Source organism: Vallicoccus soli (assembly GCF_003594885.1).
GTDB classification, from domain to species: Bacteria; Actinomycetota; Actinomycetes; order Motilibacterales; family Motilibacteraceae; genus Vallicoccus; species Vallicoccus soli.
On sequence record NZ_QZEZ01000006.1, the window covers coordinates 80,984 to 99,844 of the forward strand.

At 77.0% G+C, this 18,861-nt stretch carries 16 protein-coding genes; 7 read left to right on the forward strand and 9 right to left on the reverse strand.

Annotated elements, in window-relative coordinates:
* The first annotated feature begins 5 nt into the window (after positions 1–5).
* From D5H78_RS13090 to D5H78_RS13100, 3 genes are all read left to right on the forward strand, one after another.
* On the forward strand, positions 6–821 hold the full coding sequence (locus D5H78_RS13090; RefSeq protein ID WP_119950946.1) for an SDR family NAD(P)-dependent oxidoreductase: 816 nt from the start codon (positions 6–8) through the stop codon (positions 819–821).
* A gap of 105 nt (positions 822–926) precedes the next feature.
* A complete protein-coding gene (locus D5H78_RS13095; RefSeq protein ID WP_245941661.1) occupies positions 927–1,970 on the forward strand; it encodes an NAD(P)-dependent alcohol dehydrogenase in 1,044 nt (347 codons plus the stop codon).
* A gap of 10 nt (positions 1,971–1,980) precedes the next feature.
* On the forward strand, positions 1,981–2,439 hold the full coding sequence (locus tag D5H78_RS13100; protein ID WP_119950947.1) for a MerR family transcriptional regulator: 459 nt from the start codon (positions 1,981–1,983) through the stop codon (positions 2,437–2,439).
* Positions 2,440–2,474: 35 nt separating this feature from the next.
* On the opposite strand, the gene D5H78_RS13105 is transcribed toward D5H78_RS13100, so the two are convergent.
* Both D5H78_RS13105 and D5H78_RS13110 read right to left on the reverse strand, forming a co-directional pair.
* Complete coding sequence (locus tag D5H78_RS13105) at positions 2,475–3,128, reverse strand: class I SAM-dependent methyltransferase (protein ID WP_218566578.1); 654 nt, start codon at positions 3,126–3,128, stop codon at positions 2,475–2,477.
* Positions 3,125–4,075 carry a helix-turn-helix domain-containing protein gene (locus D5H78_RS13110; RefSeq protein ID WP_165865730.1) on the reverse strand — a complete coding sequence of 317 codons (951 nt, stop codon included), beginning with the start codon at positions 4,073–4,075 and terminating at the stop codon, positions 3,125–3,127. The genes D5H78_RS13105 and D5H78_RS13110 overlap by 4 nt, the downstream gene beginning before the upstream one ends.
* 227 nt (positions 4,076–4,302) lie before the next feature.
* Here D5H78_RS13110 and D5H78_RS13115 point away from each other — a divergent pair, with 227 nt between their 5' ends.
* Positions 4,303–5,142, forward strand: a complete 840-nt coding sequence (locus D5H78_RS13115; protein ID WP_218566579.1) for an alpha/beta hydrolase — start codon at positions 4,303–4,305, stop codon at positions 5,140–5,142.
* Positions 5,143–5,172: 30 nt separating this feature from the next.
* On the opposite strand, the gene D5H78_RS13120 is transcribed toward D5H78_RS13115, so the two are convergent.
* From D5H78_RS13120 to D5H78_RS13135, 4 genes are all read right to left on the reverse strand, one after another.
* A complete protein-coding gene (locus D5H78_RS13120) occupies positions 5,173–6,129 on the reverse strand; it encodes a peptidase (RefSeq protein WP_119950950.1) in 957 nt (318 codons plus the stop codon).
* A 136-nt stretch (positions 6,130–6,265) separates the two neighbouring features.
* Positions 6,266–7,114 (reverse strand): AMIN-like domain-containing (lipo)protein, encoded by an 849-nt coding sequence (locus D5H78_RS13125; RefSeq protein WP_119950951.1) that lies wholly within the window; start codon positions 7,112–7,114, stop codon positions 6,266–6,268.
* Positions 7,111–7,632 (reverse strand): RNA polymerase sigma factor, encoded by a 522-nt coding sequence (locus D5H78_RS13130; RefSeq protein ID WP_165865731.1) that lies wholly within the window; start codon positions 7,630–7,632, stop codon positions 7,111–7,113. Before D5H78_RS13130 ends, D5H78_RS13125 begins: the two co-directional genes overlap by 4 nt.
* A 20-nt stretch (positions 7,633–7,652) precedes the next feature.
* Entirely contained in the window at positions 7,653–8,201 is a 549-nt protein-coding gene (locus D5H78_RS13135) for an AMIN-like domain-containing (lipo)protein (RefSeq protein WP_119950953.1), read from the reverse strand.
* A gap of 156 nt (positions 8,202–8,357) precedes the next feature.
* Between D5H78_RS13135 and D5H78_RS13140 the strand changes: the two genes are divergently transcribed.
* Positions 8,358–8,936 (forward strand): excalibur calcium-binding domain-containing protein, encoded by a 579-nt coding sequence (locus tag D5H78_RS13140; RefSeq protein ID WP_218566580.1) that lies wholly within the window; start codon positions 8,358–8,360, stop codon positions 8,934–8,936.
* A gap of 265 nt (positions 8,937–9,201) precedes the next feature.
* Here the strand turns inward: D5H78_RS13140 and D5H78_RS13145 are convergent, their stop codons facing one another.
* From D5H78_RS13145 to D5H78_RS13155, 3 genes are all read right to left on the reverse strand, one after another.
* The gene (locus D5H78_RS13145) at positions 9,202–10,395 is read right to left on the reverse strand and encodes a hypothetical protein (protein ID WP_119950954.1); all 1,194 of its coding nucleotides are present in this window, start codon (positions 10,393–10,395) and stop codon (positions 9,202–9,204) included.
* 107 nt (positions 10,396–10,502) lie between these two features.
* Entirely contained in the window at positions 10,503–11,087 is a 585-nt protein-coding gene (locus tag D5H78_RS13150) for a YdeI/OmpD-associated family protein (protein WP_218566581.1), read from the reverse strand.
* 32 nt (positions 11,088–11,119) lie between these two features.
* Positions 11,120–11,614: a hypothetical protein gene (locus tag D5H78_RS13155; RefSeq protein WP_119950955.1), complete on the reverse strand. Its 495-nt coding sequence runs from the start codon at positions 11,612–11,614 to the stop codon at positions 11,120–11,122.
* Between the two features lie 428 nt (positions 11,615–12,042).
* Here D5H78_RS13155 and D5H78_RS13160 point away from each other — a divergent pair, with 428 nt between their 5' ends.
* On the forward strand, positions 12,043–13,353 hold the full coding sequence (locus D5H78_RS13160; RefSeq protein ID WP_218566582.1) for an ROK family transcriptional regulator: 1,311 nt from the start codon (positions 12,043–12,045) through the stop codon (positions 13,351–13,353).
* Positions 13,350–18,794: a ThuA domain-containing protein gene (locus tag D5H78_RS13165; protein ID WP_119950956.1), complete on the forward strand. Its 5,445-nt coding sequence runs from the start codon at positions 13,350–13,352 to the stop codon at positions 18,792–18,794. The genes D5H78_RS13160 and D5H78_RS13165 overlap by 4 nt, the downstream gene beginning before the upstream one ends.
* Positions 18,795–18,861 lie beyond the last annotated feature (67 nt).

Below are 18,861 nucleotides of genomic sequence, written 5' to 3' on the forward strand. Positions count from 1 at the left end.
GGTGCATGACCGACACCACCCTGACCGGGGCCGGCCCCACCGCCCGCCCCCTCGCCCTCGTCACCGGCGCCAGCAGCGGCATCGGCCTGGAGCTGGCCAAGCAGTTCGCCGAGCACGGCTTCGACCTCGTCGTGACCGCCGAGGACCCGACCGTCGCCCTGGCCGCCGAGGGGCTGGCCGAGAGCGGTGCCGCCGTCCAGCACGTGCAGGCGGACCTGCGCACGTACGACGGCGTCGAGCAGCTGTGGGCCGCCGTGCGCGCCACCGGCCGGCCGCTCGACGCGGCGGCGCTCAACGCCGGCGTCGGCCGCGGCGGCGCCTTCCTCGACATCGACCTCGACGACGAGTTCGAGGTCATCGACCTCAACGTCCGCTCGACGGTGCACCTGGCCAAGCGCGTGCTGCGCGACATGGCGTCGCGCGACGCGGGCCGCGTGCTCGTCACCTCCTCGATCGCCTCGACCATGCCGGGCTCGTTCCAGGCGGTCTACAACGCCTCGAAGTCGTTCCTGCAGTCGTTCACCGAGGCCCTGCAGAACGAGCTCAAGGACACCGGCGTCACCCTCACCTCGCTCATGCCGGGCCCGACGGACACCGAGTTCTTCCACCGCGCCGACATGGACGACACCACGGTCGGCCAGAGCTCCAAGGACGACCCGGCGCAGGTCGCGAAGCAGGGCTTCGAGGCGCTCATGGACGGCAAGGACAAGGTCGTCGCGGGCTCGGTGAGCACGAAGCTCCAGGGCGTCGCCAACGCGGTGCTCCCCGACAAGCTCAAGGCGGCGGCGCACCGGCAGATGGCCGAGCCGAAGCAGGACTAGCCGGACCGGGCGCGCAGGGGGCGCGCTCCGGCTTGCGCTGGAGCGCGCTCCAGCTCCTAGCGTCCGCACCGTCCGGGCGCCCCGCCCGGGCGGGAGGAGGACGTCGTGCGCGACGTGGACGGCTGGGCCCTGACCGAGCCCGGCGGGACGATGCGGCCCTGGCGGTTCACCCGCCGCGACCCCAGGCCCGACGACGTCGTGGTGCGCGTGACGCACTGCGGCGTCTGCCACACCGACCTGCACGCCGTGCAGGGGGCGCGGGCGGGCGACCTGCCGGTCGTGCCCGGGCACGAGTTCGTCGGCGTGGTCGAGGCGGTGGGCCCGGACGTGACCAGGTTCGCCGTCGGCGACCGGGTCGCGGTGGGCAACATCGTCGACGCGTGCGGGCGCTGCCGGAGCTGCCGCGAGCGCGAGGAGAGCTACTGCCTGGAGTTCCCCACGCTCACCTACGGCGGCGTCGACCGGGTCGACGGCTCGCGCACCCTCGGCGCCTACTCCACCGAGTACGTCGTGCGGGAGGCGTTCGCGTACCCGCTGCCGGACGGCCTCGACCCGGCCGGCGCCGCGCCGCTGATGTGCGCCGGCACCACGGTCTGGCAGCCGCTGCGCCGGTACGGCGCGGGCCCCGGCGTGCGGGTCGGCGTGGTCGGCCTCGGAGGCCTCGGCCACCTCGCGGTGAAGTTCGCGGCCGCGCTGGGCGCGAGGGTCACGGTGTTCACGACCTCGGCGGCGAAGGCGGACGACGCACGGGCCGCCGGCGCCCACGAGGTCGTGGTGTCCCGCGACGCCGCGGCGATGGCCGCCGCCGCGCGCTCGCTGGACCTCGTGCTCGACACCGCCCCGGCGGCGCACGACCTCGGCCCGTACGTCGAGGTGCTCGACATGGACGGGACCCTCTGCATGCTCGGGATCCCCGCCTCCTACGAGGTCCCGGCGCTCCCGCTGCTCGTCGGGCGGCGCCGACTCACCGCCTCCGGCTCGGGCGGCACCCGCGACACCGCGGAGATGCTCGCCTTCGCCGCGGAGCACGGGGTGGTCGCGGACGTCGAGGTGCTGCCGCTCGAGCGGGTGCAGGAGGCGCTGGACCGCCTCGACCGCGGGGACGTGCGCGGCCGCTTCGTGCTCGCGGTCCCCGGCGCCACTGCCTAGCGTGGGGGCCATGACGACGTGCGCCGCCCCGCCCGCGCCCTACCTCGGCATCCGCGAGGTGTCGGCGGCGACCGGCCTGAGCGTGGACACGCTGCGGTGGTACGAGCGTACCGGCCTGCTCCCGGAGGTCGTGCGCACCGCCGACGGGCGCCGGCGGTACTCCCCGGCGGCGATCCGCTTCGTGCGGCTCGTGCAGGCGCTGCGCCGCACCGGCATGCCGGTCGCGCAGGTGCGCGAGTTCGTGCAGGCCGGGGGCGGGGAGCTCGCGACCCACCCGGTGCGCATGGCGGTCCTCGAGCGGCACGCGGCGGCGGTCGAGCAGCGGCTCGCGGAGCTGCAGGGCGACCTCGCGCTGGTGCGGGGGAAGATCGAGGACTACCGGGGGCTCATCGCGCAGGGCCTGGACTGCGAGGACGAGGCCTCGGACCGGGCGCCGGCGTGGGCGGCGACGGCGTCGGCCCCGGGCTGAGGACCGGTGGCCCGCCGGTGGCCCCGGACCGCTGCTCAGGCGGGTCGGTGCAGCTCGGCCCGCCAGTGCGGGCCGTCGTGCTCCTCGACCGCGACGACCTCGAGGCCGCCGGTCGCGAGGGCCTCGACCTCCGCACGGGCCAGCGGGAACGGCGGGCCGTCCGCCGGGCCGGTCGCGGGGGTCCGGCGGAAGGCGACGGCCAGCAGGGTGCCGCCGGGGGCGACGAGGCCGGCGACGGCCCGCGCGGCGTCCGAGCGCGGCGGATCGGGCAGCGCGCCCAGCGTGTAGACCTCCACCACGAGGTCGAACGCCCCCCGCCACGCCGCCGGGAGGGCGAGGAGGTCCGCCACCTCGTAGGAGACCGGGCTGCCCGGGTGCCGCTCGCGCGCCAGGCGCACCGCGGTCGGCGCGACGTCGAACCCGGTCGTGCGGAAGCCGAGCGACGCCAGGTGCTCGGCGTCGGCGCCGAGGCCGCTGCCGACGACGACCGCGGTGCGGCCCTCCCCGCGCAGGCCCCGCCCGGCCGTCCAGGTGCGCAGCAGCGGGTGCGGCGCCGAGCGGTCCCAGGGCATCCCGACGGCGCCGGCCTCGCCCTCGGCGTACAGCCGGTCGAACCACGTCGTCGGCGCCCCCGCCGCGATCGCCTCGGCGGCCAGCTGCGAGCCGCGCACGTCCCAGTCCCGGCTCACCGCCCCGCACCCCCGTCGCGCACGTCGCGGGGCAGCACGCCGTACGCCGCCCGGAACCGCCGCGCGAAGTGGGTCGCGTCCCTGAACCCCCAGGCGTGCGCGACGGCGGCGACGGTGCGCCCGCGCCCCGCCGGCGAGGCCAGCTCGTCGCGGGCGCCCTGCAGGCGCAGCGCGATGACGTGCTGCTCGAGGCTGAGCCCGTGCCGCGCGCAGACCCGGTAGAGCTGGCGCCGCGACACCGACAGCGCCGCGGCCACCGCGTCGGGGCCGAGCTCGGGGTCGCGCAGGTGCTGGCGGACGTACGCCCGCACCTGGGCCACGAGGGTCTCCTCCAGCACGGCGCCCCGGTCGCCGGCCCGGTCGTCGGCGGAGGCGAGCAGGGCCCGTACGAGCTGCGCGGTCGCGCCGCCGACGGCCTCGGTGGCGGCACCGGCGGTCGCGGCGGGGCTGCGCGCGAGGTCGAGCAGGTGCCGGCGGACCAGGGCGTGCAGCGGGCTGCTCGGCAGCCGGGCCGCGGCGCGCTGCACCGCCTCCAGCGGCATCCCCAGGTCGGCGGTCGCCACCTGGACCGACGCCGAGGACCCGCGGCCGGTCCAGGAGAAGCGGAAGGGGCGGGTGATGTCGACGAGGAGCAGGTCGCCGCCGCGGACGACCCGGCGGCTGCTGCCCCCCTCGTACCGGCCGGTGCCCGTGCCGTGCACCGCGAGGGCGACCGCGTCGGGGGACGCGCCGCGCACCGCCCGCTCGGTGCGGGCCATGGCGACGCCCGTGGTGGCCGCGGTGAAGAGCCGCACGGGCCCCAGCGGGCGGAGCTCGAGGCGTCCCTCGACCTCGCCGTCCCCGTCGAGGTCGACGTGCGTGGAGCCGCTGGCCTCGCGCAGCGCCGTGCGCAGCGCCTCGGCGCGCTCGCCGGGCGCGAGCTCGCGGGTGTCGAGCAGCACGCCCACCGCAGCCTCCCGAGGTCGCCCGCGCCCGACGGTAGGCGGGCGGCCGTGTCCCGGCAAGGGTCGCGGGGCCCGGCGCCGGCGGGCCGGGACCGCTCCCGGCGCGGCACGCAGGGCCGACGGGGCGGCACGCAGGGCCGCCCCCGTGTGCGGCGGCGCCCGTACGGTCGCGGCCACCGGGGGCGGCGCGGCCCCGCGACGACGGACGAGCGGCGACGGAGGACGCGACGATGGACGGGACGATGGGCGCAGGGGCACCCGACACGGTCGTGCTCGTGCACGGGCTCTGGATGACGCCGCGCAGCTGGGAGCACTGGGTGCCCCACTACGAGGCGAAGGGGTACCGGGTGCTCACGCCCGGCTACCCGGGCTTCGAGGTGGAGGTCGAGGGGCTGCGCGCCGAGCCGCAGCGCATCGCGGACCTCACGGTTCCGGAGACCGTGGACTACCTCGCGGGCGTCGTCGAGGCCCTGGACCGCCCGCCGCTCATCATCGGCCACTCCTTCGGGGGCACCCTCACGCAGCTGCTGCTGGCGCGGGGCCTCGGGGCGGCCGGGGTGGCCATCGACTCCGCGCCCCCCGAGGGCGTGCGCGTCACGCCGCTGTCGCAGGTGCGCTCGCTCTTCCCGGCGCTGCGGAACCCGGCGACGGTGCACCGGGCCGTCGAGTTCACGCCCGAGGAGTTCCACTACGCCTTCACGAACACCCTGAGCCGCGAGGACTCCGACGCCGCGCACGCGCGCTACGCGATCGGCGCCCCCGGCCGCTGGCTGTGGGCGTACGGGGTGCTCGCGAACCTCAAGCCCGGGCACCAGGAGACCTGGGTGGACTTCAGCGCCGACCGGGCGCCGCTGCTGTTCATCGCCGGCGGCGAGGACCACATCATGCCGCCCTCGGTGAACCGCTCGAACGCCGCGCACTGGGAGAAGTCGCCCGCGGTGACGGAGTACTACGAGTACCCCGGCCGCGACCACTGGACCTGCGCGGCGCCCGGCTGGGAAGCGGTTGCTGACCACGCGCTGGAGTGGGCGGCCGCCCACGCGCGCACGCCGCGGGTCGAGCCGGCCTGACGCGGCAGGGCGGGGGCCCGGTGCCGGGGCTCAGACCTCCGGCACGCAGGGACCCCGGCCGAGGACCGCGAGGCCGGTGAGGTCGCCCGCCGCGAAGTCGGTGACGGGGCCGGTCGAGGGGTGCATGAGCTGCGTCGGGTCGTCGACGTGGCCGAGGCCGACGAGGTGGGCGAGCTCGTGCTGGACGATGCCGCGCGCCGCGGCCCAGCCCCCGGGACGAGCCAGGACGCGGGCCATCTGCCCGGCGTCCAGCACCACCTCGCCGGTCACCAGGACGGGCGGCCGGCCCGGTGCCGTGACGGAGTGGCTGCCCGCGTAGCCGGTCACCTCGCCGGCGAGCCGCGGCGCCTCCGCCGGCGTCGCCCAGGCCACGAGGACCGGCGCCCAGCGGTCCCCGTACGCGTCGCGCTGGAACGGCGCCCGCCGCTCGACCGGGCCCTCGGCGGTGGCCCCCTCGGCGACGAAGCGCAGGCCGGTGGCCGTGCCCACCCGGGCGACCGCCTCGGCCAGCAGCAGGTCCCCGCCGGGCGGGGCGCCGTCGGGGCGGACGACGTAGTGCACGGGCCGGCACGGGTCGTACGCCGTGGCCCCGCCCTCGCGGGGGTGCAGGAACCGGTACGCGGCGCTCGTGGCGGCCAGCGGCGCCGGCTCGCCCAGCGGCGCGCCGGCCGCGCCGCGCCCCGGGGTCGGCAGGTCCGGCCCGACCGGCGACGGGGCGGGAGCCGCCCCCGGCAGCGGGGGCACCGGACCGCCGAGCGCCCCCCAGGCGAGCGCCGCGACGACCGAGGCGCCGAGCAGGAGCTGGCGCCCCAGCACGCGCAGGGGCCCGCGCACGGCCGGACGGCGCGGCTCCGGCACGACGTCCCGGGCCGCCGCCTCGTCGCGCACCCACCGCGGCACCCGGCCGGACGGCGAGCGGGGCAGCTCCGGCCCACCGGCCGGCCGCACCGGGTGCTGCTCCGGGTGCTGCTCCGGGTCCTGCTCCACGACGACCTCCCGCGCCGCCCGGGGCGCTGGGCGGCGCCGGGCCCATCGGCCGGTGCGCCGCGGGGCTGAGGAGGACGGGCGCCTGCTCGCACCCCCGGGCCGGCGGGCGACCCGTACGGCCCCTGGCGCGCGGTGGTCAGGGGGCGACGACGTCGACGACCACGCGCGCCGGGTCCTCCAGCAGCGTCACGCGGAACGGCGCCTCGGCGTCGAGACCGACGAACGACTGCGCCTCCCCCTCGAAGGCCCCCGTCGTCACCACCTCGCGCACGAGCGCGGTGTCACCGGGCAGGCGCCGGCCGGTGAAGGGCTCGAGGCCCGCCGGCGGCTCGTTCGCGATGCCGGTGAGGAGCACCTGCAGCGCCGCGCCCCCGGCGAGCGGTACAGGGGCGCCGCTGAACTCCTGGAGGGCCTCGTCCACGTAGCCCACCCGCCAGCCGGGCAGCGCCCCCGCGGGCCCCTCCAGCTCGTAGACCACCCGGTCGTAGCCGTCCTGACGGCCGGTGCGGATGTCCGTGACCGTCAGGCCCCCGCCGCCCTGCAGCTCGGCGGTGTCGTCGCGGGTGTCCGCGGGGAACGGGGGCCCGCCGTCCGGGTCGCCGTCCGGGTCGCCGTCCGGTTCGCCGTCCGGTTCGTCGTCCGGTTCGTCGTCCTGGCCCGGCCCGTCGGGCGTCGCCGGCGGGTCGGGGGTCGGCGCGGTCGTCGGCGCCGGGGTGCCGGACGGGGTGCCGGTCGGGGTGCCGGTCGGGGTGGCCGGTGCCGTCGCGGTGGGCACGGCGACGACGGTGCCGCCCCGGTCGTCGCCCGGCCCGAGGACCAGCGCGCCGGCGCCGACGACGGCGACGAGCACGGCGGTCGTCCCGGCGGCCGTGGCGGCCCGGCGCCGGCGCCGCAGGCGCCCGGCGCGCGCGTGCACCGCGGCCAGGTCGGGGTCGTCGGCGGGCGGGCCGCCGGCGCCGCGCAGGGCATCGCGCGGGTCGGTCATGGGAGCACCTCCTGCAGGTCGGCGAGGCCCGGGTGCCGCCGCAGGCGGGCGGTCCCCTGGGCGGTGAGGGCGCGCACCGTACCGGCGGCGCAGCCCATCCGTTCCGCCGCCTGCTCGACCGACAGGTCGAGGACGTAGCGCAGCACCACCGCCTCGCGCTGCCGCGGCGGAAGCTCGGCAAGCGCTGTCCTGACGGCGCCGCCGAGCGGCGGCTCGGGGGCGTCGACGGAGGCCGGCACGCGCGCCGCGGCACGGCGCAGGGCCAGGCGCTCGTAGCGGCGGCGCCGGAAGTGGCTGTTCGCCAGGTTCATCGCGACCCGGTGCAGCCAGGCGCCCGGCGCGTCCATGCCCTGGACCTCGCGCCAGTGCAGCAGCGCGCGCGCCAGCGCCTCCTGGGACAGCTCGACGGCGAGGTCGCGGTCCCCGGTGTACGCGGTGAGCGCGGCGACGAGGCGCGGGTGCTCGCGCCGGCAGACCGCGTCCGCGTCGTCGCCCGCCACCCGCCCCCCGTCGTCCACGCTCCCCGCCGGACCTGCTGCTACCAGGTGTGCGCCACGTCGACGACGACCCTGGTGGTGCCGCCCGGACCCGCCACGGCGAACGCACGGAACGGCAGCCTGGCCCGCGTACCGATCCCCAGCCCGGTGTCACCCTCCCAGCTCGAGGCCCACACCACCTGCCGGAAGGTGCGGTAGCCCGCGACCGGCACGACCTCGCGCGGGTCGCGCGGCCGGTACGTCGGGCGGTAGTCCTCGTCGTACGCCGCGGCGTGCACCGTGACCTGGAGCGACGCCCCGCCGCGGGTCGGGAGGACGTCGCCGCTGGCGGCCTGGCGCACCTCGGGGACGTACCCGACCCACCAGCCGGCGGCGGGGCCACGGCCGAGGTCGACGACGAGCCGGTCGAAGCAGGCGTGCCGGCCCGCACGCACGCCGACGACCTCGGCGGGGGTGGACGAGCGGTCCCGCTCGACCGTCGACCCCCAGTCCGTGCGGCAGGCGGCGCCCTGCGCGGCGGGCGCGGGCGCGGTCGCGACGAACGACGCCCCGAGCGCGGCGGCGGCGAGGACGGCGGCGGTGCGGTGCATGGGTTCCCCTCCCGTGGTGGTGCTGACCTGTCCCTGACGCCCGAGGGCGGCGCGGCGCTTAGGGGGCTAGGACATCCGAGTTCACCCGTTCGGCGTACGAGAGCACGGTCTGCCGCTTAGCGTGCGCTCCGTCCTGCTGCGACCTCGGGGGGAACCGTGAACCGCTCGCTCAGCACCGCCCTGTCCGCCCTCCTGGTCACGGGGGCCCCCGCGCTCGCCGGGGCGCCCGCTGCGCAGGCCGCCCCGGTCGACGTGCGCCTCGGGGCCGCCCTGTCCGCGTCGTGGATCCACAACGGGCAGGCGGTCCGCTTCTCGGGGGCGGTGCGCCCGGGCATGGTCACCGGGCTCGGCTTCCAGAGCTCCGGCGACGCCGCGCGCTGGAACACCCTCGCCCTGGTCCGCACCGACCGCGCCGGCAACGCGGCGGTCGCCGTCCGGCCGTCGCGCACCACCTACTACCGGACCGCCGTCGGCCGCACCGCCACCACGAACGCGGCCTCCTCCCGGGTCCTGCGCCTGACGGTCTACCCGGCGCTCGCCCCGTACCGGAACTGCGACGGGCTGAACAGCCACTACCCGCACGGGGTCGGCACGCCGGGTGCGAAGGACCGTACGAGCGGCACCCCCGTGACGACGTACCTGCCCTCGGCCGCCGCGTACGCGCTCAACGACGGCGGCGTCGGCCAGCGCGACCTCGACCGGGACGACGACGGGATCGCCTGCGAGAAGCGCTGAGCGGCGCTGCGTGGTCCGGGGCCGCTCCCGCGGGGGCGGCGCCTCCGCACCGGTGAGGACCGTGCGGACGGCCCGTGCACCGCGCTGGCTCCACCCGGACGGCGCAGCGCCGAGGTGGGGGACGGTGCGCTGCGTGACCCCTGAGGGGCACCCTCTGGCGGGCGCGACGCCTGGGGGTGCCCCTCAGCAGACTCGACTCTGCTGAGGGTGCCCCTCATGCGCGCGGACCGCCTCGGGGTGCCCCTCATGGGGTGGCGGTGGGCGGTCAGCCCGCGTCGGGCCGGACGAACCCGGGGAGGGCGGCCTCGAAGCGGCCCGCGAGCACGAGCGAGGGCAGGACGTGGCCCTGCTTCTGGGCGCTGCGCGCGACGTCCGCGCCCCACTGCGACGCGCGCAGGCGCTGGGCCGGCGTGCCGTGGTGCCCGTCACTCTCGAACGAGCAGTCGCCCACCTCGAAGAACGAGCGCTCGACCTGCAGCAGCCGCTTCGCGTTGAGGGTGAGGCCGCGCTTGTGGGTGGCGAAGTACGTGGCGAACGCGTCCGCCATGAGCTCGGTGCGCCGCGTCGCCTCGGGGCCGGTCAGCGGCGAGTCGAACAGGTCCTGCTCGAACTGCACGTGGTGCGCGAACTCGTGGGCGAGGATCGCCCGGGCCCCGACGTCGGCGATGCGGAGGTGCTCGAGGAAGGCGAGGATGCCGTCGCCGAAGACGATCTTGTCGGGCACGCCGGCGACGAGCGGGTCGTCGTCGCCCTCGGCGGTGAAGGCGTACGCGTTGAGGGTCAGCAGCGGGTTGTCCGCGCCCCCGGGCAGGCGCCGCACGGCGTCCACCACCAGGGCGGCGAGCTCGCGGGCGTCGGCGGCGGGGACCCCGTACACCTCGCGGTAGAACCGCTCGACCCGGGCGGCGTCCTGGGCCGCCGCGCCGTGCATGGCGAGCAGCTGGATGTCCGAGCTCTGCACGTCCCAGAAGCGCTGGGCCGAGCGGAACGACGTGCTCAGCTCCTTGCGGTAGTCCGGGTCGAGCGCGTAGCGCGGGTCGCTCGCCGTGCCGTGCAGGAGGGCGTCGTACGTCGCCACGTCGAGCCCCCCGAACAGCGCGAGGACCAGCAGGTCCTCGGTCGGCACCCCGGCGACGAGGTCCTCGACGAAGGCGTCCAGGGCCGTGGGGGCGCAGGCGTGGTCGGCGGGGTCGATGACGCGCTCCAGCGCCTCCTGCGCCGGCGACGGCTCGACGCCGAGGCGGGCCGCCGCGGCGGCGCGGCGCTGGTCCCAGTCGGCGGGGAGCAGGCGGGCGAGCGCCGGCGGGAGGGCGGCGGACGTGGCGGCGGCGGTCGTCCGTGCGGCGGCGGCCGTCGGCGCGGCGACCGGGCCGGGGGCGGCCGCGGCGGGCGTGACGAGGCCGAGGCCGAGGGCGAGGCCCGTCGCGGCGGCGAGGGACCAGCGGGTGCGCTTGAGCATGCAGCAGTCCTACCGGGGAGTCGCTGAGCGACAGCGCAGCGACGGCGAGTGATGACGGCGCGGACTCTACGTCCCGTACGCCCCGGTGCGGGAGGGGTGAGCCCCGCTCAGCGCTGCGGGTACGGCGTCTCGCCCCGCGCGAGCATGCCCACGTACTGCGCGATGCGCCGCGCCCGCGTCTCGGGCCGGACCGCCGTGACCACCCGGTGCAGGACGGCGTACCGGTTCTGCCCGCTGAGCCTGCCGAACAGCTCCTGCGCCGCGGGCTCGGCGGCCAGCGCGGCGGCGAGGTCGTCGGGGACCTCGATCGTCGCCGGGCCCGCGTACGCCGCGTCCCACCGGCCGTCGGCCTTCGCGCGCTCGACCTCGGCCAGGCCCCGCGGGCGCATGCGGCCCTCCTCGACGAGCCGCGCCACGTACTGCGTGTTGCGCACCGACCAGATGCTGCGGGCGCGCCGGGGGGTGAAGCGCTGCCAGTACGTGCCGCCCTCGCCGCCGCGCGCCTGCCCGTCGATCCACCCCTCGCAGAGCGCCTCGTCGAGGGCCTGCGCGTACGTCAGGCTCGTCGGCTCCGTCGTGCCCTTCTTCGCGAGCATGAGCCAGACGCCCAGCTGCTCGTCGCCGTGCTCGGCGAGCCACTCGCGCCAGGCCGCCACGTCGCGGACGACGAGCTCGGGCTGGGTCTGCGCCACGGCGACAGCCTGCCACCGCGGGCCGGGCCGCGTCACGGGGAAGCGCTGTCCTGGTTGAGCCGCACGGCCCGCTCCAGGCGCCGGCGCTGCAGGCGGCCGAGCAGCGCCAGCCCGACCCCGTTGAGCAGCCCGGGCGCCAGGCTGCCGAGGTCGAGGTACGACGGGGCCGGCCCCCGCACCACCAGCGCCGCGCCCACGACCGCGGCCGCCGCGACCGGGTAGCGCCAGCGGCGGGCGAAGCGCAGCGCCGACGCCCGCTCCCGCCGGCGCTGCTGCAGCCGGTGCCGGCCGATGGCGACCACGGCGGGACGGAGCCTCGCGTCGGCGCTGCGCTCGCCGCGTCCCAGCGCCCGGGCGACAGCGTCCTCGTCCTGCCAGCTCAGCCGGAGCCGTCGCGCTAGCGCCCACTCGTCGTCGGGAGCCGCCGGGGCCCCCGGCAGGGGGAACCGGCGCCCGACGTGCAGGGCCAGCAGCGGGAAGCCGACGCCGATCGCGACGAGCAGCACGATCCCGACGCCCGTGCCCACGGTGCCTCCTCCCGGCCCGGCGGACGCTAGCGGCGCCGCCCGTACCCCGGCCAGGAGCGTCACCCGGACGGCGCAGCGGGGGCTGCCGCGCGTACCGATGAGGGGCACCCTCAGGCGCGGCCGCATGAGGGGCACCCCCAGGCCGCCGGACGAGGCGTACGGGTGCCTCACGAGGCCAGGACGCCTCGCGGGGCACCCCTACGGGTGCCCCACGTGGTCAACAGGGGCAGCCCGGACGCCCGGAACGCCCCGCTCCGTCCCATGACTCCCCGTGAACCGCCTCTTGACGGGCCGTTGACCCGCTCCTAGTTTGGCGGCCCGGCATCCGAATCCCCGGAGAGCCGCTTCGCACGACGGTGTGCGCCGACCGGACCCCGCCCCAGCGCGGGGCCGCGCCGCACCGTCCCGCCGCTCGAGGTGGAGGGTCCGTGGGGCAGCCGCTCGTCCTGCCGGTCGCGCCGCCGCTGACGCGCGGGCCGGCGGACCAGGTCGCCGTGCGGCGCACGAACCTCGGGGTCGTCCTGCGGCACCTGCGCCACGGCGGGCCGTCGTCGCGGGCCGGCGTCGCCGCGGCGACCGGGCTCAACAAGGCCACCGTGAGCAGCCTCGTCGGGGAGCTCGTGGAGCGCGGGCTCCTCGTGGAGCGGGGCGCGCTGCACCGCGGGACCGTGGGACGGCCCGGGCAGGAGGTGGCCCTGGCCGGGGGCGGCACCGCCGGGGTCGGCGTCGAGGTGAACGTCGGCTACGTGGCCGCGGTGGTCCTCGACCTCGGCGGGCGCGTCGTGCACGCGGCGCGGACCCCGCTCGACGTGCCCCGCGCGGGCGTCGACGCGGCCCTCGACGAGGCCGCCCGGCTGGTGGACGGGGCCTGCGCGGCGGCCGCCGCGGCCGGCGCCCGGCCCGTCGGCGCCACGGTCGCGGTCCCGGGCCTCGTGGAGCAGGCCGAGGGGCGGGTCGCGTACGCGCCGAACCTGCGCTGGGCCGACGTGCCCGTGCTCGACGCCCTGGACCGCCGGCTCGGCGGCTCCGTGCGGCGCGGGCTGCCCCTGGGGGTCGACAACGAGGCCAACCTCGCCGCGCTCGCCGAGGCTGCGGTCGCCGGGCCGGACGGGGCCGCGCACCTGCTGCACCTCACGGGCGAGGTCGGCGTCGGCGCCGGGCTCGTCGTCGACGGGCGGCTGCTGCGCGGCGCCGCGGGGTTCGGCGGCGAGGTCGGGCACATGCCGCTCGACCCGGCCGGCGACCTGTGCGGCTGCGGCCGGCGCGGCTGCTGGGAGACCCTCGTCGGGCTCGCCGCGCTCCTGCGGGCCGCGGCCGACCCCGGCGACCCGGTGCGCGACCCGTCGCTGGACCTCGAGGCCCGCCTCGCCCTGCTGGCCCGGCGCGCCGACGCCGGCGACGCGCGCACCGCCGAGGCCCTCGCCCGGGTCGGCACCGCGCTCGGCGTCGGCGCCTCGATCCTCGTGAACGTCCTCAACCCCCGCCTCGTCGTGCTCGGCGGCTACTTCGCCGCCCTCGGCGAGCACCTCATGCCCCCGCTGCTCGACGAGCTGCGGGTCCGCGTCGTCGCGCCGGGCGCCGGGGGCGCCCGCGTCGTCCGGTCCACCCTCGGGCTCACGGCCGCCGCGCGCGGCGGGGCCCAGGTGGCGCTGGACGCCGTGCTCGACGACCCGACCCTCGTGACCGCTCCCGCCGGGAGCGGCACCGTCCTGACCCTCGACGAGGAGGACCACCGGTGAGACCACGTGGACGACTGCGCACAGCGGTCGTCGCAGCACTCTCGGCAGCCCTGGCGCTGCCCACCGCGGGGGCGTTCGCCGCGCCCGCGGCCCAGGCGCTGGAGGCGCCCGGGGACGAGGCCTTCTCGGCCCTCGTCTTCTCGAAGACGGCCGGGTTCCGGCACGACTCGATCCCCACCGGCATCGCCGCCATCGAGGCGCTCGGCGAGGAGCACGGCTTCTCCGTCGACGCCACGGAGGACGCCGCCGCCTTCACCGACGCCAACCTCGCGCAGTACGACGTCGTGGTCTGGCTCTCCACCACCGGGGACGTCCTCAACCCCGAGCAGCAGGGCGCCTTCGAGCGCTACATCCAGGCGGGCGGCGGCTACGCCGGCATCCACGCCGCCTCGGACACCGAGTACGACTGGCCGTGGTACGGCGAGCTGGTGGGCGCGTACTTCAAGGCGCACCCGCAGAACCAGACCGCGACCGTCAAGGTCGAGGACCACGCGCACCCGTCGACGGACCACCTCGACGCCGAGTGGAGCCGCTTCGACGAGTGGTACGGCTTCCAGAGCAACCCGCGCGGCGACGTGCACGTGCTCGCCTCGCTCGACGAGGGCTCGTTCGACGCCGGCAGCGGCGCGATGGGCCTGGACCACCCGATCGCCTGGTGCTCCGACGTCGACGGCGGCCGCTCCTGGTACACCGGCGGCGGGCACACCCGCGAGTCGTACGCGGAGCCGGAGTTCCTCGAGCACCTGCTCGGCGGCCTGCGCACCGCCGCGGGCGTCGAGGACGCGGACTGCGCCGCGGGCAAGTCCTCCTCCTACGAGAAGGTCGCGCTCGACACCTCGACGCAGAACCCGATGGAGCTCGACATCGCCCCCGACGGGCGGGTCTTCTACGTCGAGCGCGACGGGCGCGTGCAGGTCGTCGACCCGCAGACCCAGCGCACGACGACGGCCGCGCGGGTCCCGGTCTTCACCGGCAACGAGGACGGCCTAACCGGCCTCGTGCTCGACCCGGCCTTCGCGGACAACGGGTGGATCTACCTCTTCCACTCCCCGGCCGGGACCGAGCCGGTGAACCGCGTCTCGCGCTTCACCGTCGGCGCCGGCTCGACGATCGACCTCGCCACCGAGGCGCGGGTCATCGACATCCCGGTGCAGCGCACCCGCTGCTGCCACGCCGGCGGGTCGCTGCAGTTCGACAAGGACGGCAACCTCCTCATCACGACGGGCGACAACACCAACCCGTTCGAGTCCGGGGGCTACACGCCGATCGACGAGCGCGCGGGCCGCGCGGACTTCGACGCCCAGCGCACGTCCGGCAACACCAACGACCTGCGGGGCAAGGTCCTGCGGATCACGCCCAAGGCCGACGGCGGGTACGACGTCCCGGCCGGCAACCTCTTCGCGCCCGGCACCGAGCTCACCCGGCCCGAGATCTACGCGATGGGCTTCCGCAACCCGTTCCGCCTCGGCGTGGACCCGCTGACCGGGCACGTCATGGTGGGCGACTACGGCCCCGACGCCGGTGCGGCGAGCCCGACGCGCGGCCCCGAGGCCCGCGTCGAGTGGAACCTGATCACCGAGCCCGGCAACTACGGCTGGCCGTACTGCCACAGCGACACGGCGTACGTCGACTTCGACTTCGCGACGAGCCAGTCGCGCGGGGCCTTCGACTGCGACGCGCCGGTCAACGACTCGCCGAACAACACCGGCCTGCGCCAGCTCCCGCCGGCCGTCGACGCGACGATCTGGTACGCGAACAACGGCCAGCAGACCAACGCCCCCGAGATCGGCGGCGGCGGCGCGCCCATGGGCGGCCCGGTCTTCCGGTACGACCCCGAGCAGACCTCCGAGCGGGGCTGGCCGGCGTACTGGGACGGCAAGGCGGTGTTCGGCGAGTGGAACACCAACCAGCTCTTCTCCTTCCAGCTCGACGAGACCGCGTCGCGGGTCGTCGACATCAACCGCATCCTCGAGACCATGTCGTTCAAGCGGCCGATGGACCTCGAGTTCGGTCCCGACGGGGCGCTCTACCTCATCGAGTGGGGCTCCGGCTTCGGCGGCGACAACGACGACTCCGGCGTCTACCGCGTCGACTACACGAGCGGCACCCGCGCGCCGATCGCCAGCGCGTCCGCCGACGTCACGAGCGGCCCGGCCCCGCTGACCGTGCAGTTCTCGTCCGAGGGCTCGCGCGACCCCGACGGCACCGCCGTCACCTTCGCGTGGGACTTCGGCGACGGCACGACGAGCACCGAGGCCGACCCGGTGCACACGTACACCGCGACCGGTGACGTGACCGCCCAGCTGACCGTCACCGACGCGGACGGGCAGACCGCGGTCGCGAACGTGCCGATCGTCGTCGGCAACACGACGCCGACGGTGCGGATCGACTTCCCGGACAACGGCGGCTTCGCCGACTTCGGCGACCAGGTCCGCTACGAGGTCACGGTCGCCGACCCCGAGGACGGCGAGGTCGACTGCTCCCGGGTCGTCGTCCAGGTCGCGCTCGGGCACGACAGCCACGCGCACCCCGGCGACGCGTACACCGGGTGCGAGGGCGTGCTCCAGACGTTCCGCGAGGACGGCCACGGCGACACCGCGGACATCTTCTCGGTCGTCGAGGCGCGCTACACCGACGGCGGCAACGACGGCGCCTCCCCCCTCACCGGGCGGGACCTGCACGTGCTGCAGCCCAAGCTCAAGCAGGCCGAGTTCTTCAGCGAGACCGGGCGCCTGCCCGGCTCCCCGGCCGGCGGCGACGCGGGCGTGGTCCGCGAGACCACGAGCGACACCGCGGGCGGCGGGCAGAACCTCGGCTACATCGAGACCGGCGACTGGTGGGCGTACGAGCCCATGGACCTGCTCGCCGTCGACGAGGTCGTCGTGCGGGCCGCGTCCGAGCCCGGCGGCGGACGGCTCGAGATCCGCAGCGGGGCGCCCGACGGCCCGGCCGTCGGCGCGGTCGACGTGCCCGCGACCGGCGGGTGGCAGGTCTACCGCGACCTGACGGTCGCGCACGACGGCTCGGCCACCGGCGAGGGCCCGCTCTACTTCGTGGCGGTCAGCGGCGGGTTCAACGTCAACTACCTGCGCTTCGTCGGCAAGGGCGTCACGGACAACCAGCGCCCGGTCGTCGGTGCCACCGGCACGCCGACCCGCGGGACGGCGCCGCTTACGGTCGCCCTGTCGGCCACGGCGACGGACCCCGAGGGCGACGCCCTCACGTACCGCTGGGACGTCGGCGTGCCCGGCGCGCCGGCGCAGACCGGCGCCGAGGCGTCGTACACGTACACCAGCCCCGGCACCTACACGGCACGGGTCACCGTGACCGACGCGCGCGGGGCGAGCACCGAGGCGACCGTCCAGGTCGTCGTCGAGGCGCCGAGCGCCGCCTGCCTCACCGGCCGGTCGGACGACTTCCTCGGCACCGAGCTCGACCGCTCGCGCTGGACGACGGTCGTGCGCGAGAACCAGGACCTGCGGGTCCGCGACGGCGGTCTGGTCCTCCCGACGACCAAGACCGACATCTACGGCGCGGGCGCGGGCACGACGCCGAACATCGTGCTCCAGGACCTGCCCAGCGGGCCGTTCCAGGCCACCACCAAGGTGACCCTGCCGGCGCGCACGCAGTACCAGCAGGCCGGTCTGGTCATCTACGGCGGTGACGAGGACTACGCCAAGGTCGTGCTGCAGGCCCGGGCCGGGCTCGCGAGCCCGTCCAAGGCCGAGCGCGTCGTGCAGTTCATCCGCGAGGAGGGCGGCAACCCCAACGAGGTCGGCGAGAGCAACAGCCCGCAGCTGGGCGACGCCTTCCCCGACACCGCGTACCTGCGGTTCACCAGCGACGGCAGCAACCTGACGGCGTCGTACTCGGCGGACGGCAGCACCTGGACGCAGATGCCGCAGACCAAGTCGCTCGCGGGGATCACCGACCCGAAGATCGGCCTGATCTCCCTCGCCGGCAGCGGTGAGCGGCCGGTCGTCGACGCGGTGTTCGACTGGTTCCAGATCACGCCCGACGACACGGCGTCCGCCCCCGGGCCGGACGACGAGTTCGACGGCACCGCCCTGGACCGCTGCCGCTGGACCGTGCTGCGCGAGGACGCCTCGGCGCTGCGCGTCGCCGGCGGGTGGCTGGAGCTCGACACCGGTGACGGCGACATCTACGGCACCGGCGGCACGCCGCCGCGCAACTTCCTGCTGCAGCCGCAGCCGGAGGAGGACTGGACCGTCGAGACGCTCATCGACGGGTCGGCGTTCGACCAGCAGTACCAGCAGGGCGGTCTCATCGCGTACGCCGGCGACGGCGACTACGTGAAGCTGGACCTGGTCACCGAGAACGCCGCCGGCTCGCCGGTGTCGCGCCGGATCGAGCTGCGCAGCGAGGTCGGCGACGTGGTCCAGGCCAACCCGCCGGACGCCACGCAGCTGGCGACCGGGGTCTGGCACCTGCGCCTCGCCAAGGAGGGGTCGACCTTCACCGGCTCGTACTCCGCCGACGGCGAGACGTGGACCGAGCTCGGCACCGTGACCAACGCGCTCGCCGCCACGACCGGCCGGGTCGGGCTCTTCACGCTGGGCGCCGCCCAGCAGGAGAGCGCGACGGCGCGCTTCGACCACTTCCGGGTGGTCGGGGACGAGGAGCCGCCGCCGGCGGACACCACCGCGCCCACCGTCGAGGCCACCCTCGACCCGTCCTCGCCCAGCGGGCAGGGCGGCTGGTGGACCGGCCCGGTCACGGTCGCGCTCGCGGCCACCGACGACCGCCCCGGCGACCTGCGGGTCGAGCGGCGCGTCGGCACCGGGCGCTGGGCGGCGTACACCGGCCCGGTCACCGTCACGGCCGACGGCACCACCGTCGTGCGCTTCCGGGCGACCGACGCGGCGGGCAACACCTCGCCGGTCGGCCGGGTGCAGGTGCGCATCGACGCCACCGCGCCGGGCCTGGAGGTCACCGGCCTCGCGGCCGGCGGCTCGTACGGGGACTCGCTCGACCTCACGCCGGCCTGGCGCGCGGTCGACGCGGTGTCCGGCGCCGGCACGGTCAGCGCGCGCCTCGACGGGGCGCGCCTGCAGCCCGGCGCGGCGCTGGAGCTGCACCGCCTGACCCTCGGCGCCCACCTCCTCGTCGTCACGGGGACGGACGCCGCGGGCAACGAGGCGACGCTGGAGGTGCCGTTCACGGTCACCACCTCGTTCGCCGACGTGCGGGCCCTCGTGGAGCGGTTCCGCGCGGAGCGGGCGATGACGACGGCGACGGCGAAGGCGCTCGTGCGGCACCTCGACGGCGCCGAGGCCCACGCCGCGGCGGGCCGCGCCAAGCAGGCCGTGCGCCAGCTCGACGCGTTCCGCGGCAAGCTCGGCGGCGTCACCGCCGGCGTGGCGCGCAGCGTCCTGCAGCGCGACGCGGCGGCGCTGACCGCGCAGGTGCGCGAGGGCTGACGCCACCGCGCCACCCAGGGGGAGCCGCCGGTCCGCTCGGGCCGGCGGCTCCTCCGCGTGCGGGGAC